Source organism: Aromatoleum sp. (assembly GCF_035254505.1).
Taxonomy (GTDB): domain Bacteria; phylum Pseudomonadota; class Gammaproteobacteria; order Burkholderiales; family Rhodocyclaceae; genus Aromatoleum.
In genome coordinates this window covers 92470-106530 of the sequence record NZ_DATFAO010000084.1, presented here as the reverse complement: position 1 = coordinate 106530, position 14061 = coordinate 92470, and the positions used below count along the sequence as shown (strand labels likewise).

Annotated in this window: 14 protein-coding genes; 7 read left to right on the top strand and 7 right to left on the bottom strand. The window is 65.8% G+C overall.

Annotated elements, in window-relative coordinates; genetic code table 11:
- The 6 genes from VJ673_RS17035 to pip form a co-directional block, all read right to left on the bottom strand.
- On the bottom strand, window positions 1-513 hold a 513-nt coding region (locus VJ673_RS17035), incomplete at its 3' end, for a TonB-dependent receptor plug domain-containing protein (protein WP_324127348.1).
- 131 nt (window positions 514-644) lie between these two features.
- On the bottom strand, window positions 645-2198 hold the full coding sequence (locus VJ673_RS17030; protein WP_324127346.1) for a DHA2 family efflux MFS transporter permease subunit: 1554 nt from the start codon (window positions 2196-2198) through the stop codon (window positions 645-647).
- Window positions 2199-2231: 33 nt separating this feature from the next.
- Complete coding sequence (locus tag VJ673_RS17025; protein WP_324127345.1) at window positions 2232-3527, bottom strand: HlyD family secretion protein; 1296 nt, start codon at window positions 3525-3527, stop codon at window positions 2232-2234.
- 26 nt (window positions 3528-3553) lie between these two features.
- A complete protein-coding gene (locus tag VJ673_RS17020) occupies window positions 3554-5029 on the bottom strand; it encodes an efflux transporter outer membrane subunit (protein WP_324127344.1) in 1476 nt (491 codons plus the stop codon).
- A gap of 85 nt (window positions 5030-5114) precedes the next feature.
- Complete coding sequence (locus tag VJ673_RS17015) at window positions 5115-5597, bottom strand: MarR family winged helix-turn-helix transcriptional regulator (RefSeq protein ID WP_324127343.1); 483 nt, start codon at window positions 5595-5597, stop codon at window positions 5115-5117.
- An 83-nt stretch (window positions 5598-5680) separates the two neighbouring features.
- The gene (gene pip, locus VJ673_RS17010; protein WP_324127342.1) at window positions 5681-6673 is read right to left on the bottom strand and encodes a prolyl aminopeptidase; all 993 of its coding nucleotides are present in this window, start codon (window positions 6671-6673) and stop codon (window positions 5681-5683) included.
- Window positions 6674-7118: 445 nt separating this feature from the next.
- On the opposite strand from pip, the gene VJ673_RS17005 reads away from it, so the two are divergent.
- A complete protein-coding gene (locus VJ673_RS17005; RefSeq protein ID WP_324127341.1) occupies window positions 7119-8708 on the top strand; it encodes a glycosyltransferase family 39 protein in 1590 nt (529 codons plus the stop codon).
- Window positions 8709-8729: 21 nt separating this feature from the next.
- On the opposite strand, the gene VJ673_RS17000 is transcribed toward VJ673_RS17005, so the two are convergent.
- A complete protein-coding gene (locus tag VJ673_RS17000) occupies window positions 8730-9518 on the bottom strand; it encodes an AraC family transcriptional regulator (protein ID WP_324127340.1) in 789 nt (262 codons plus the stop codon).
- Window positions 9519-9615: 97 nt separating this feature from the next.
- Between VJ673_RS17000 and VJ673_RS16995 the strand changes: the two genes are divergently transcribed.
- The 6 genes from VJ673_RS16995 to pqqE all read left to right on the top strand — a co-directional run bounded on the left by VJ673_RS16995 (window position 9616) and on the right by pqqE (window position 14057).
- A complete protein-coding gene (locus VJ673_RS16995; RefSeq protein ID WP_324127339.1) occupies window positions 9616-10539 on the top strand; it encodes a DMT family transporter in 924 nt (307 codons plus the stop codon).
- Window positions 10540-10757: 218 nt separating this feature from the next.
- Window positions 10758-10832, top strand: coding sequence for a pyrroloquinoline quinone precursor peptide PqqA (gene pqqA / locus VJ673_RS24615; RefSeq protein ID WP_076601006.1), 75 nt, complete (start codon window positions 10758-10760; stop codon window positions 10830-10832).
- 57 nt (window positions 10833-10889) lie between these two features.
- A complete protein-coding gene (gene pqqB / locus VJ673_RS16990) occupies window positions 10890-11804 on the top strand; it encodes a pyrroloquinoline quinone biosynthesis protein PqqB (protein WP_324127338.1) in 915 nt (304 codons plus the stop codon).
- A gap of 5 nt (window positions 11805-11809) precedes the next feature.
- Entirely contained in the window at window positions 11810-12610 is an 801-nt protein-coding gene (gene pqqC / locus VJ673_RS16985) for a pyrroloquinoline-quinone synthase PqqC (protein ID WP_414635671.1), read from the top strand.
- On the top strand, window positions 12607-12882 hold the full coding sequence (gene pqqD / locus VJ673_RS16980; RefSeq protein WP_324127337.1) for a pyrroloquinoline quinone biosynthesis peptide chaperone PqqD: 276 nt from the start codon (window positions 12607-12609) through the stop codon (window positions 12880-12882). The genes pqqC and pqqD overlap by 4 nt, the downstream gene beginning before the upstream one ends.
- Before the next feature lie 14 nt (window positions 12883-12896).
- Complete coding sequence (gene pqqE / locus VJ673_RS16975) at window positions 12897-14057, top strand: pyrroloquinoline quinone biosynthesis protein PqqE (protein WP_324127336.1); 1161 nt, start codon at window positions 12897-12899, stop codon at window positions 14055-14057.
- Window positions 14058-14061 lie beyond the last annotated feature (4 nt).

Below are 14061 nucleotides of genomic sequence, written 5' to 3'. Positions count from 1 at the left end.
ATCGCGGGAGAAGAGCTGGATCACGCCGCCTGAGGCGTTGCCGTAGATCGACGAGAACGGACCGCGCATCACTTCGAGTCGTTCGGCGGTGTCGAGGTTGAAGGTCGCGGCCTGACCCTGGCCGTCCGGCGTGCTCGCCGGGATACCGTCGGTGATCAGCTTGATGCCGCGCACGCCGAAGGCCGCACGCGAGCCGAAGCCGCGGACCGAGATCTGCAGGTCCTGCGCGTAGTTCTGGCGGTTCTGCACGACCAGCCCGGGGACGCCGTTCAGGGTTTCCGATGCATTGACGCCGAGGTTGCCGGCGCGCACCGCCTGGGCGTCGATCGAGTCGATCGAGAAGGGCAGGTCGAAGCTCTCGGTTTCGACGCGGCTGCCGGTTACGACGATCGGGTTCAGCGTCGGCACCGTCTCCGCCGCCATGGTTGCCATTGCCGGCACGGCGCCCAGACCCGCAAGGAGTGCGAGGTGCAGGGGTCGGAGGCGGGTCGGCGGCGTGGCGTGGCGGCGCATGGCGGTGTCCTGTAAGGATTTGTGAGCTTGTCCGAAGAATGGCTTGAACTATAGCCATAAGCCCTTATGCAGACTTCGCTACGCGCGCTGAATACGCCTCCAGAAAATCATGAGATTCGCCGCGCGGACAGTCAGTGTGCACCGCCCGCGCTGCTCGCGTCCGTCTTGCCCGTCACGGGACGGCTCAACCAGATCACCGCGGTCAAAGCGAGGAACAGGATGCCGGCGCCCCAGAAGAGGTCCGTCGCCGACAGCATGTAGGCCTGCCGCGTGACCTGGCGTTCGATCATGCCCATCGCCTGCGCCGGATCGAGGCCGAGCGCGGACATGCCTTGCAGCGTCTGCGACGTGGCCGAGTCGAAGACCGAGATGTGTTCGACGAGGTGCGCGTGGTGCATCGCCGCGCGGTCGTCCCACATCGTCGTCGAGATCGAGGCGCCCATGCCGCCCGCGGTGATGCGGAAGAAGTTCGACAGGCCGGCGGCGGCGGGAATGCGCTCGGGCGGCAGGCCGGACAGTGTCAGCGCGGTCAGCGGGATGAAGAAGGTCGCCATTGCCGCGCCCTGCACGAGCTGCGGGATCACGATCGCCATCATGTCGGCGTCGGTGTTGAAGCCCGAGCGCATGAAGGCCGTGATCGCGAAGACGACGAAGGCGAAGCTCGCGATCAGCCGCGGGTCGGTGTGCGGCATGATGCGGCCGACGACCGGCGACATCAGCAGCGCGAGCACGCCGATCGGTGCCGTGACGAGCCCCGCCCAGGTCGCCGTGTAGCCCATGAACTGCTGCAGCCACAGAGGCATCAGCACGACCATGCCGAAGAAGAGGCCGTAGGCGAGCGACACCGAGACCACGCCGGTGGCGAAGTTGCGCCGCTTGAAGAGCGTGAGATCGACGACCGGATGCTTGTCGGTGAGCTCCCACACGACGAGGAAACTCAGCGCGACGACGGCGACGACGGCGAGCGTGACGACTTCGCCGGACGCGAACCAGTCGAGCTCCTTGCCCTTGTCCAGCATGACCTGCAGCGCACCGACGCCGAGGACGAGCAGCGCGAGCCCGACGCCGTCGATCGGGAGCTTCCTTGTCGCGGACTCGCGCGTGCGCATCAGCCGCCACGTCAGCCACGCGGCGCCGAGGCCGACCGGGATGTTGATGTAGAAGATCCACGGCCAGGTGTAGTTGTCCGAGATCCAGCCGCCGAGGATGGGGCCGAGCACCGGGGCGACCAGCGTCGTCATCGACCACATCGCGAGCGCCATCCCGGATTTCGCCTTCGGGTAGCTCTGCAGCAGCAGCGCCTGCGACAGCGGGATCATCGGCCCGGCGACCGCGCCCTGCAGCACGCGCGCGGCGATCAACATCTCGAGGCTCGTCGACATGCCGCATAGCAACGAGGCGATGACGAAGAGCACGATCGACGACACGAAGAGCTTCACCTGGCCGATGCGCTGCGTGAGCCAGCCGGTGAGCGGCACGCTGATCGCGTTGGCGACGGCGAAGGACGTGATCACCCAGGTGCCCTGGCTCGCGCTGACGCCGACGTCGCCGGAAATGGTCGGGATCGACACGTTGGCGATCGTCGTGTCCAGCACGTTCATGAAGGTCGCGAGCGACAGTGCCACCGTCGCGAGGACCAGCGCCCCGCCCGAGAGCGGGGGGAGCGGTTGGGGGGCTTGGCTCATGACGGGAGCTCCGGTTGCGGCAGAGGGGGAGGCTTAATGCGCGAGCTGCAGCTTCGTGCGGATCAGCGGCTGGCTTTTGCGCGCATCGCCGGCCATCTGCGCGGCGGGGGCGGTGGTGTCGCTGCGGCGGGCGAGCGGCGGGATGTCCTGCGCGGGCGTGCCGTGCAGGTTGGTGGCGATGATCTGCTTGACCAGTGCATCCGCGCCCGCGCTCTCTTGCGAGAACACTTCGGTCTGCGCGACCGGCTCGTGGCGCGTGCCGCCTTCGGCGAGCTGTTTGCCGCTCTGGTCGTGGACGTCGACATCGACCTGCATCGACAGGCCGACGCGCAGCGGATGCTCGCCGAGTTCGGCCGGATCGAGCGCGATGCGCACCGGCACGCGTTGCACGACCTTGATCCAGTTGCCGGTCGCGTTTTGCGCCGGCAGCAGCGCGAAGGCCGAGCCGGTGCCGGCCGCGAGGCCGGCGACCTTGCCGTGGTACTCGATATGGCTGCCGTAGACGTCGGAAGTCAGCGTCACCGGCTGGCCGATGCGCATGCGCTGGAGCTGGCCTTCCTTGAAGTTCGCGTCGACCCACACCTGGTCGAGCGGGATCACGGCCATCAGCGGGGCTCCCGGGGCGATGCGCTGGCCGACCTGCACCGCGCGCTTCGCGACATAGCCGGAGACTGGGGCGGGGATCTCGGTGCGCTCGTAGGCGAGCCAGGCTTCGCGGACCTGGGCGGCAGCCGCGAGGACGCGCGGGTGCTGCTCGACGGTCGCGTTGTCGATCAGCGCGTGGTTCGATGCGAATTGTTCCTGCGACGCGGCGAGCGCGGCGCTGGCGGCGGCGAGCGCGGTGCGGGCGTGTTCGATCTCCTCGGCAGAGACGGCGCCGCTGCCGGCCAGTGCCTGGCGGCGCGCGAGGTCGTCGCGGGCCTTCGCAACGTCGGCTTCGCGCAGCTTCGTATTCGCCGACAGCGCATTGCTCGTCGCGAACAGCGTGCGCACTTCACGCACGGTCTGCGCGAGCTGAGCCTGCGCGTGTTCGAGCGCGAGCTTCGCGTCGGCCTGGTCGAGCTCGACCAGCGATTCGCCGCTGCGCACGAAGTCGGTGTCGTCCGCGTGGATCGCGAGCACGGTGCCGGCGGTGCGCGGGGTGATCTGCACGACGTTGCCGGCGACGTAGGCGTCGTCGGTCTTTTCGACATGGCGCGCGAAGAGGGCCCAGTAGCTGCCGTAGGCGATGCCGGCGGCGGCGAAGAGACCGGTCAGAGCGAGCATCAGGCGCTTGCGGCGGGGGGCGGATTCTGTCGCGGCGGCGGCTGGGGCGGGGTTGGGGGTCATCGTTGTTCTCCTTCTGGGCCGGGGGCTTAAGCGGCTGCGGGGGTACGGGTAGTCTGGGAGGTCTGGGAGGGGGGCGGCAGCGTGTCGGGCTGGAAGCCGCCACCGAGCGCGCGCGCAAGGCCGACCGCGGTGTCGCGCTTGCGGGCCTCGAGGTCGGCGACCTGGCGGCGCTGGCCGAGCACCTGCGCCTCGACGCTGAGCACGGTCAGGTAGGTCGACAGGCCTTCGCGGTAGCGCAGCGTCGCGAGGCGATAGGCTTCGTCGAGGCGGCCGAGTGCGGTACGGCTCTGTTCGAGTTGAGTGTCGATCGCGCGCCACGACGCCACCTGATCGGCAACGTCGCGCAGCGCCTCGACGAGCGTGGCGTTGTACTGCTCGGCCGCCGCGTCGTAATCCGCGTCGCGTGCCGCGAGCTGGCTGCGGAGGCGTCCGCCCTCGAAGATCGGCAGGCTGATCGCCGGCCCCGCTCCGGCGATGCGGCTGCCGGCGTCGAGGAAATGGCCGAGGCCGATCGACTGGAAGCCGTCGAAGGCGACGAGATTCACGTTGGGGTAGAACTGCGCTTTCGCGACGTCGATGTCCTTCGCCGCAGCCTCGACGCGCCAGCGTTGCGCGACGACGTCCGGACGGCGGCCGATCAGTTCGGCGGGCAGCACCGAGGGCAGCGCGAGCGTCTGGGTGACATCGACCTTCGGGCGCTCGATCGCGAGGCCGCGATCCGGCCCGGCGCCGAGCAGCGCGGCGATCTGGTTGCGGATCAGCGCCTGGCGTTCGTGGATGGCGGCAAGTTCGGCTTCGGTCACGGGAATTGCGGCAGAGGCCTGCTGCAGCTCGACAGCCGTGTCGAGGCCGGCGTGCACACGGCGCTCGGTCAGGTCCTGCAGCTGACGGCGTTGCTGCAGCAGTGCCTCGGCGATGTCCTGCTGCTCGTACTCGCGCTGCAGCTGGATGTAGCTGCGGGCGAGCGCGGAGGACAGGAGCAGGCGCGCCTGTTGCGCCTCGGCCTCGGCCGCGCGGACATTGCCGACGGCCGATTCGAAGGCCGCGGCGTTCTTGCCCCAGAAGTCCAGCTCGTAGCTGAAATCGAGCGCGGCCCGGTTGGAGGTCTTGGTCGAGCCGGCGAGCGGCGGCGGCACCTGGCCGTTCTCGCTGAAGCGCTGGTTCGTGCTCGTCGCATTTCCGGTGACTTGCGGCATACGCGCGGCGTCGGCGAGACCGGCCACAGCGTTCGCGCGATCCAGACGAGCGCGCGCGATGCGCAGGCTCGGGCTTGCGGCCAGCGCTTCGTCCATTAGCCGATCGAGCTGCGCGTCGCCGAAGGCCGACCACCAGTTCGTCACCGGCCACGCGGCGGTCGCCGCCGAAGTGCCGGCGAGCGTGGTGCCGGTGGCAAGACGGTTGGTATCGTCGAGGCCGGCGCGCGGCGCGAATCCCTCGAAGCTGGCGCAAGCCGTGAGCACGGCGGCGCTGAGGGTGGCGAGCAGCAGGGGGCGGAAGCTCATGATGGACTCCAGGAAATCTGCCAAGGATGTTACAGGCTGGGCCGTGGCTGCTTAGGCAGTAATCAGGTCAAAAAAAATCAGCGACTCAGGCCGAATCCGCGTTCGCGATCATGCGACGCAGGAAGCTCTTGAACAGCTCGAGTTCGCTGCGGGTGAAGCCATTCAGGTGGCGATTGAGCACCTTCAGCGCGATCTCGGGGAGTTGTGGATAGAGTTCCTTGCCGGCTTCGGTCAGCCGCAGATGCACGATGCGGCGGTCCTCAGTGCTGCGTTCGCGGCGCATCAGGCCCTTTTGCTCAAGACGGTCGAGCATTCGCGTCGTCGAGCCGGTGTCGCAGCCGGTGTTGCGGCACAGCTCAGCGGCGGTCTCAGCCTTGCCGTTGGCGATCTGCAGCAGGATGCCCCACTGCGCCCAGGTGATGTCCAGCGGCGCGAGTTCGGCGTCGATGGCGGCGACCATGCGGCCGCGCACTTGGGTCAGCAGGTAGCCGATGCTTTCGTCCATCGTCCAGTTCTCGGGCGTATAGAGCGGGGTCTCGGCGCTGTTCGGGATTTCTTGCTTGGTCATGCTCGCTGCTCGATTCAGTCAGTAACTGCCTGAGCAGTAATATCGCTGCTTAGGCAGATATTGTCAAGGACTGGTTTTCGGGGTCACTCGGGGAAGTTGCCGCAGGCCGCGAAATCCGCCAGCGCAGCCACGAATGCAGCCGCCATTGGTGCCGAAAAAGGGTTGTGGCCGGCACCGTCGACGAGTGCCAGCCGGCTGCCGGCGATCGCCCGGTGCAGGATTTGCCCGTTGATCGGTCGGCATACGCGGTCTTCGCGTCCGTGCACGATCGCGACCGGCAGGCCGGCGAGGCGGGATGCGCGTTCGAGCAAGACATCTTCCCCGAGGAAGCATTCCCGGCGCAGGTAGTGCGCCTGGACGCCGTACTTGTCGACTGCGGCCTGCGCTGCCGCGTCGTCGAGGTCGGACAGCGCCTGCACTGCGCCGGTGTCGAGCGCCTGCTCCCACGCGATCCAGTGGCGGACCGCTTCGAGCGCGCGTCCGCGGTCCGCTCCGCAGACGGCGTCGAACAGCCATTTGCCGACTCGTCCGTGCGCGGCGGCCGGGACGAACGTCAGCAGGCGTGCCCACGCGTCCGGCACCAAGGCGCCGGCGCCGCCGAAGAACCAGTCGAGATCGCTCCGGCCGGTCAGGAACACACCGCGCAGCACCGCGCCGAGACAGGCGTCGCGGTGCGCGGCGCAGTAGGCGATGCCGAGCGCCGCTCCCCAGGATCCACCTGCGACAAGCCAGCGCTCGACGCCCTGGTGCTCGCGCAGACGCTCGATATCGGCGACGAGATCGGCCGTGGTGTTGTGCGCGCATTCGCCGCGCGGCGTGCTGCGGCCGCAGCCCCTCTGGTCGAAGAGTACGACGCGGAACAGCGTCGGGTCGAAGAGCTGGCGCATCCGCGGCGAACATCCACTCGCCGGCCCGCCGTGCAGGACGACCACCGGTAGTCCGGACGGGTTGCCGCATTGCTCGAAATAGATCGCGTGCCCGTCGCCAACGTCGAGCCGGCCGGATTGCCAGGGCTCGATGGGCGGGAAGAGGGTTCCGCTTTGGCTTGGTTTTGCAGGATGGGGGATAGAGCGCATGCGTCCGATGCTAACGCAAGCGGGCATGAAGTGATTGTCGTGCAGACGAAGCAGGTACTTTTTACGACGCGGCCTGCCGTGCGTACCTCCGGAAATACTATCGCTGCCTTACTCATTACCCATGAATTCCCGGTAGATCTTTCGGCATTCTGTCGGCGAATTTGACACCCCCGTCGCAGACGATTGGCAAGTCGTTGTTAAGAAAGAAAAATCGATTCGGGGACCGTTGATTGCTCCTTATGCATTCGAGCTTGTTCTTGCTCTGAGCAATGCGGTTTGTAACGACCGCAATATTCTCGTAGCAATCTTCCTCAATTCGAATCCGTGCCGTCGGTCCTGCCGATCGGTTTGCCCGGTGTTGGAGTCGGGTCAAGAAAACGGCCGAATTCCGTCTTTTTCCCTCCTCCTGACCGCGACGCAGGCTTTATTGATAAGGAGACCGATCATGGTCAATCGTTTGCCATGGCCATTGAAGGGGAGCCCGTCCCCTGAGATGTCCATCGACACGGCACCTCAGACTCACGCCAACACGCCGCGCAACTTGGCCAGCTACAACAAGCTGGCTCCTGCAATCACGATCAATGTGTTGATCGCCCTTGGGATCAGGCTGTGGCACCTGGACCATCTCTCGATCTGGCTTGACGAGGCACATACCGCAATAGACAGCACTTTGTCGCCCAAGGATCTGTGGCTCTCCGCCCTTACCGACAAGCCGCCGCTTTACTACCTGATTACATCCATTTTTTGGAGCCCTGGGGAAAACGAATTCAGCCTCAGGTTGCCCGCCGCAGTCATCGGGGCTCTTTCGGTTGCCGCCTCCGGTTATTTGGGTAGAGCCATTGCAGGTTTGAAAGGTGCGGTCACACTGAGCCTTTTCTTCGCCGTATCCATGGTCAATGTCAGATATAGCCAGGAAGCGCGGCAATATATTCTGCTTGCGCTTGGCTGGATTCTGGTTGTCTCCGCCTTGTACCTCTTCGCGACGAGGCCGGCGGGGAATCGAACCGAAAGGAAGCTCAGGCTGGGCGCATTCAGTGTCGGCTGTCTGGTGATGCTTCACACTCATCTGATTGCCGTCGTCTATATCCTTCTGGGGCTTTTCTCCTGTTTTTTTGTACTGCTTGTCACCCGACGACTTACGGTCGCGATAATCGTCCGCCTTGGTCTGTGTTTTCTGGTCTGCTTCGCGACGCTCGTTCCGTGGCTGGCTGCGGTCACTTTCAAGTACTCCGCAGGAAAGGATTCGTTTGATTGGCTCGTCAATCCCGGCGCAGCAGAGGCTGTTTCGATCTATCTCCGCGACGCAGTAGGGGGCCGTTTGACCTTTGCGCTGTCGGTTGCGGGCTTGGTGATTTACGGCCTGCGGAAAGATCTCGCGACAAGTCTTTTTTTCCTGATCCTGGCAATCGTGCCTCCGATATCGATCTGGATCCTGGGACATGCCAAGCCCGTATATATGGGCAGGATCGTGATGCTCAGCCACGTTCCCATCCTGGCCGGACTGCTCCTGCTGGCCTGCATGCCTGAAAGAAGATGGGTGTATGGACTGACCGTGGCGCTGATCTCAGCCGTTCTTGTTCCTCCGACCGCGCGCTATTTCAGGGATTTCGTGAAAGAAGACTGGCGGGGAGTGGCAAGCCAGATCGCACTCGCGCAGGACGAGCGCGCCCCGGTATTCATCGAGCGCATTTCTTTTTACAAGCCGTTCATGTTCTATCTTCCCGGCAATACTCCGGATGTCTATCTGATTACCGATAACTCCGCCGGAGAAATGATCGCGGTAGACGCAAATGCCGGCTGGATGTCAAAGTGCCTGGCCTTTTCCTGTGACGCTCTCACAATGAAGATTGCCGGCGCGCCCGAAGCCGCCTGGTACGTGACCAGAGGAGCTGAACCGACCGAAGCCGCGGTTTTCGCGTTCAACTGGAAGCTGAATCATTTGACCGGAAATGAATATGTGCTGAGCAAGAAATGGGTGGGCTACGGTCTCCTGCTTTTCAAGTTCCAGAAGAAGGAGGCCGTCCTCCCCGGATAGGGCGAGGAGGGCGGGTAACACTCATCTCTTCGATTTCGCGAATTCCGCCGGCGTCGCATGCATCAGCTTGCGGAACATCGTGATGAACGCGGACGAGCTCGAATAGCCGAGGTCGAGCGCGACCGATTCCACGCTGCGGCCGGATTCGAGCAGCGGCATGGCGCGCAGGATGCGCAGGCGCTGGCGCCATTCGGACAGCGACATGCCGAGATCGCGCTGGCAGCGGCGGATCAGGGTGCGTTCGGTCGTGTTCGCGCGGCGGGCGAGTTCGGCGAGCGGCCGATTGTCCTCGGGGCGTGCTTCCAGCGCCTGGAGGACCGACGCCAGCGCCGGGTCTGTTGATGAAGGCAGGTAACTGCCGGCGCAGGGGGCCGAGGCCAACTGGTCGACGAGGACTTGCAGGAAGCGCTCGTCCTCCGGCGTCGCGGGCGATTGCGGCGGCCGTTCCCTGAGCCGCTCCAGCATCGCGACGATCAGGGGATCGACCGAGAGCGCGCATGGCACCCGCGGCAACCGTCCGCATAGCGCCTTCGCGATATATACCGAACAGTGGCCGACCTCCTTGCGGTTGAGGCCGATGTGCTCGACCTCGGGTGGCAGCCAGATGCCGTACTGCGGCGGCGCCAGCAGGTGCTGCCCCTGCACCTTCACTTCCATCACGCCCCGAAAGGCGTACACGAACTCCCCGCCTGCATGTTTATGCGTCGGATAGATGGCGTTGGCCGGAGACTGGGCGACGCGGAAGTGGATGGGCGCAGGCAGTTGTTCGCCCTGTGGCGCGAGGCGCGTCGGATTCGCGGTGGCTTTCATGGCAATCCGGCTCTAGGTATTGTCAGTTTTTCACTATATCAATAAAAAACGCCAGGGCGACAATCCCGTTCAGTGATCGAGTCGGACGGGAGAATCCATGGACAACCGCAAATCGCTGGACGGCCAGGCCACGGGCTTGATGGTCGTGCTGTGCCTGATCTGGGGCATGCAGCAGGTCGCACTCAAGGCGGTCGCGGCCGACATCGCGCCGATGCTGCAGGTCGCACTGCGCTCCGGCGTCGCCGCACTGCTGGTCGGCGTGCTGATGCTTTGGCGCGGAGAGGCGATGTCGTTGAAGGCCTGGCGGCCGGGCGTCGTCGTCGGGCTGCTCTTCGCCGTCGAATATCTGATGGTCGGCGAGGCGCTCCGGCACACGAGCGCGTCGCGCACGGTCGTCTTCCTGTACACCGCGCCGATTTTCGCCGCGCTCGGCCTGCACTGGAAGGTGCCGGCCGAACGCCTGGGATGGCTCCAGTGGGCAGGCATCGCCTTGGCTTTCGCCGGCGTCGCGACAGCTTTCCTCGGACGCGATGCGCAGATCCCTGCCGCCTCGTCCGCCGACATGCTGTGGGGCGATCTCCTCGCGCTGCTCGGCGGCGTCAGCTGGGGAGCGACCACGGTCGTGATCCGGACTTCGAGCCTCTCGCAGACGCCGCCCGCGCAGACGCTGCTGTACCAGCTCGTCGGCGCCTTCGTCCTGCTGCTCGTGGCAGCCGTCGCGCTCGGGCAGAGCGGCTTCAACCCGACGCCGAGAGCCTGGACAGGCCTGCTGTTCCAGACGCTGGTCGTGTCCTTCGCGAGCTTTCTCGCGTGGTTCTGGCTGCTGCGCAACTACCTCGCCTCGCGGCTGGGCGTGTTCTCCTTCCTGACGCCCGTGTTCGGCATCGTGCTCGGCGCCGTGGTGCTCGACGAGCCGCTCGCCGCGCGTTTCATCGCGGGCACGCTACTGGTGCTGGGCGGGATCCTGGTCGTCAGCGGACATGCGTGGCTGAGGACGATGGCCGTCGGATTCCGCTCGTGAGATGCTGTCGACGCCTTTCCGAGAGGGGGGGTTTGGCTGGGCCATATTCCCCGGTGGTCGCCTGTGAGCCGCCAGGAGCGTGCGTTTCATGAAAATCATGAGATCCCATTCCCGGCTTTTGTGATGCGTGGCCGGGGTGGGGGCGAGCATCCTGTTCTCCAGCCCGGCAATTGGCTGCTGCGGCTTCCACGAACCTCGACAGAGACAGGAGACACACCATGAAATGGGAAACCCCTTCGGCTTGCGACTTCCGCTTCGGCTTCGAAATCACGATGTACATCGCGACGCGCTGAGCGTTGTTGCACGGCCTGCTGCGGCAGGTCGTGCTGTTCGAATAACGAGGTGAGTGCGTGAAGATCAGGGTGCTCGGATCGGGGGCGGGGGGCGGATTCCCGCAGTGGAACTGCAACTGCCCGAACTGCGATGGCCTGCGGCGCGGTACGATTCGCGCGACGGCCCGGACGCAGTCGTCGATCGCGGCAAGCGGCGACGACGAAAACTGGGTGCTCTTCAACGCCTCGCCCGACGTGCTGCAGCAGCTGCGCGCCTTTCCGGCGCTGCAGCCGGGGCGCGCGCTGCGCGACACGGCGATCCGCGCGATCGTGCTGATCGACGCGCAGATCGACCACACGACCGGTCTCCTGATGCTGCGTGAGCATCGTTCGCCGCATCAGCTGTGGTGCACCGCGCCCGTCCGCGAGGACCTGTCGGCCGGCAATCCCCTCTTCAAGGTGCTGTCGCACTACTGCGGCATCGACTGGCAGGAGGTGCCGCTCGCCGGCGCCTTTGCGATGCCCGGCGTCCCCGGCATCGGCTTCGAGGCGCTGCCGCTCACGAGCAACGCGCCGCCGTATTCGCCGCACCGCGACCGCCCGCGGCCCGGCGACAACATCGGCGTGACGCTGGTCGATGCGAAAAGCGGCCGGCGCCTCTTTTACGCGCCGGGCCTCGGCGAGATGGAGCCGCACGTATGGGCCGCGATGCAGGCCGCGGACTGCGTGCTCGTCGACGGCACCTTGTGGACCGACGACGAGATGATCCGCCTCGGCGCTTCGCAGAAGACCTCGCGCTCGATGGGCCACCTGCCGCAATCGGGGCCGGGCGGCATGATCGAGTGGCTCGATCGGCTGCCCGCCAGCACCCGCAAGGTGCTGATCCACATCAACAACACCAACCCGATCCTCGATGAGGACAGCCCCGAGCGCGCGGAACTCGCGGCGCACGGCATCGAGGTTGCGTACGACGGCATGGAGCTGTCGCTCTAGGAGTCATGATGAATCTGGACATCGACGTTGCCATCGCCGACGCCGCCGAAAAGGCGCTGGGCACTGACACCACGCCTTGGAGCCGCGAGGAGTTCGAGGCGCGGCTACGCGGTAAGAGCACGAGCTATCACATCCATCACCCCTTCCACGTGATGATGGCTGAAGGGAAGCTTACGCGCGCGCAGCTGCAGGGCTGGGTCGCGAACCGCTTCTACTACCAGATCGCGATTCCGGTGAAGGACGCCGCGATCATGTCGAACTGTCCGGACCGCGAGATCCGCCGCGAGTGGATCCAGCGCATCCTCGACCACGACGGCTACGAGATCGGCGGCGAGAATGGCGGAATGAGGGACCCCGGCGGCATCGAGGCGTGGATTCGTCTCGGTGAGGCGGTGGGACTCTCGCGCGACGACGTCACGTCCTTGCGCTACGTCGTGCCGGCGGCGCGTTTCGCGGTCGATGCCTACATCAATTTTGCGCGCCAGCGCCCGTGGCAGGAGGCGGTCGCATCGAGCCTGACCGAACTCTTCGCGCCGCACATCCATCAGCAGCGCATCGACACCTGGCCCGAGCAGTATCCATGGGTCGATTCGGCCGGGCTGCAATATTTCCGCAACCGCCTCACGCAGGCGCGTCGTGACGTCGCCCATGGCCTGCGCTTCACGCTCGACTACTTCAGCCGCACGCGCGCGCTGCAGGAGCGGGCGCTGGAGATCCTGCAGTTCAAGCTCGATCTGCTGTGGGCGCTCGCGGACGCGATCATGTTGAGCCAGTGCGAGATCGAGATCAAAGGACCGAAGGCATGACCGCGCAGGTCGCCGTCGACGCCTGCCCGCGGGTGTCGCGCCGCTTCCGCCTGCAGTGGGAAGAGGCGCAGAATGCCTGGGTGCTGCTGTACCCGGAGGGGATGGTGAAGCTCAATCAAAGCGCGGGCGAGATCCTGCGGCGCTGCGACGGCGAGCGCATGGTGTCGACAATCGTCGCCGACCTGGAGCAGGCATTCGGGGCGAGCGGGCTCGCGGACGACGTCGCAAACTTTCTCGCGATGGCGCGTACCCAGCAGTGGATCGAGATCTAGCCGAGGCTCTGCAAATGTCTGCACCGAACGTCGTGCCGCAAGGCAGCCCCCAACCGGGCCCGCCGCTGTGGCTGCTCGCGGAACTGACCTACCGTTGCCCGCTGCATTGCGCCTTCTGCTACAACCCGGTCGATTTCACGTCGAGCGGGCCGGAGCTGTCGACCGACGACTGGCTGCGCGTGCTGCGCGAGGCGCGTGCCGCAGGCAGCGTGCAGTGCGGCTTCTCGGGCGGTGAGCCGATGATGCGCGACGACCTCGAAATCCTCGTCGCCGAGGCCCATCGGCTGGGCTTCTACACGAACCTGCTGACTTCCGGCGTCGGCCTCACGCCCCAGCGCGCAGCGGCGCTGAAGGCCGCGGGCCTCGACCACATCCAGCTCTCCTTCCAGGATTCGACGCGCGAGTCGAACGACTTCCTGTCGCACACGCGCACCTTCGACCTCAAGCAGCGGGTCGCGGCGATGATCAAGGAAAACGGCTGGCCGATGGTGATGAATTGCGTGATCCATCGCCTCAACATCGACTACATCGACCGCATCATCGAGATGGCGGTCGAGCTCGGCGCCGAATACCTCGAACTTGCGAACAATCAGTACTACTCCTGGGCGATGGTCAATCGCGACCAGCTGCTGCCGACGCGCGCCCAGCTCGAACGCGCCGAGCGGATCACCAACGAATACCGCGAGAAGCTCGGCGACCGCATCCGCATCTTCTTCGTCGTGCCCGACTACCATGAGACGCGGCCGAAGAAGTGCATGAACGGCTGGGGCAACGTCTTCCTGACGGTGACGCCGGACGGCACGGCGCTGCCCTGCCACACGGCGAAGATGCTGCCCGGGCTCGCGTTCCCGAACGTGCGCGACATGGGCGTGCGCGAGATCTGGTACGAATCGGAAGGCTTCAACCGTTACCGCGGCGACAGCTGGATGAAGGAACCGTGCCGCACCTGCCCGGAAAAGGAAAAGGACCTCGGCGGCTGCCGCTGCCAGGCCTACATGCTCGCGGGCGATCCGGCGGCGGCCGACCCGGTGTGCGACAAGTCGCCGCACCACGGCGTCGTGCTGGAGGCGCTGGCGCGGGCGGAGTCCGGGGACGACGTCGCGGCGGGCAGAGCCGCGCCGCTCGTGTTCCGCGATCCGGCGGAATCGCGCCGGCTGACGGCCCTGCGACGCTGAAAAC

Bases quoted from the DNA above. Each gene is read 5' to 3' on its own strand.
- VJ673_RS17015 (WP_324127343.1), bottom strand. From the start codon at position 5,597: ATGACCAAGCAAGAAATCCCGAACAGCGCCGAGACCCCGCTCTATACG.
- VJ673_RS17000 (WP_324127340.1), bottom strand. From the start codon at position 9,518: ATGAAAGCCACCGCGAATCCGACGCGCCTCGCGCCACAGGGCGAACAA.
- pqqC (WP_414635671.1), top strand. From the start codon at position 11,810: ATGATGAATCTGGACATCGACGTTGCCATCGCCGACGCCGCCGAAAAG.
- VJ673_RS17020 (WP_324127344.1), bottom strand. From the start codon at position 5,029: ATGAGCTTCCGCCCCCTGCTGCTCGCCACCCTCAGCGCCGCCGTGCTC.
- pqqD (WP_324127337.1), top strand. From the start codon at position 12,607: ATGACCGCGCAGGTCGCCGTCGACGCCTGCCCGCGGGTGTCGCGCCGC.
- VJ673_RS17030 (WP_324127346.1), bottom strand. From the start codon at position 2,198: ATGAGCCAAGCCCCCCAACCGCTCCCCCCGCTCTCGGGCGGGGCGCTG.
- pip (WP_324127342.1), bottom strand. From the start codon at position 6,673: ATGCGCTCTATCCCCCATCCTGCAAAACCAAGCCAAAGCGGAACCCTC.
- VJ673_RS17005 (WP_324127341.1), top strand. From the start codon at position 7,119: ATGGTCAATCGTTTGCCATGGCCATTGAAGGGGAGCCCGTCCCCTGAG.
- VJ673_RS17025 (WP_324127345.1), bottom strand. From the start codon at position 3,527: ATGACCCCCAACCCCGCCCCAGCCGCCGCCGCGACAGAATCCGCCCCC.
- VJ673_RS16995 (WP_324127339.1), top strand. From the start codon at position 9,616: ATGGACAACCGCAAATCGCTGGACGGCCAGGCCACGGGCTTGATGGTC.
- pqqE (WP_324127336.1), top strand. From the start codon at position 12,897: ATGTCTGCACCGAACGTCGTGCCGCAAGGCAGCCCCCAACCGGGCCCG.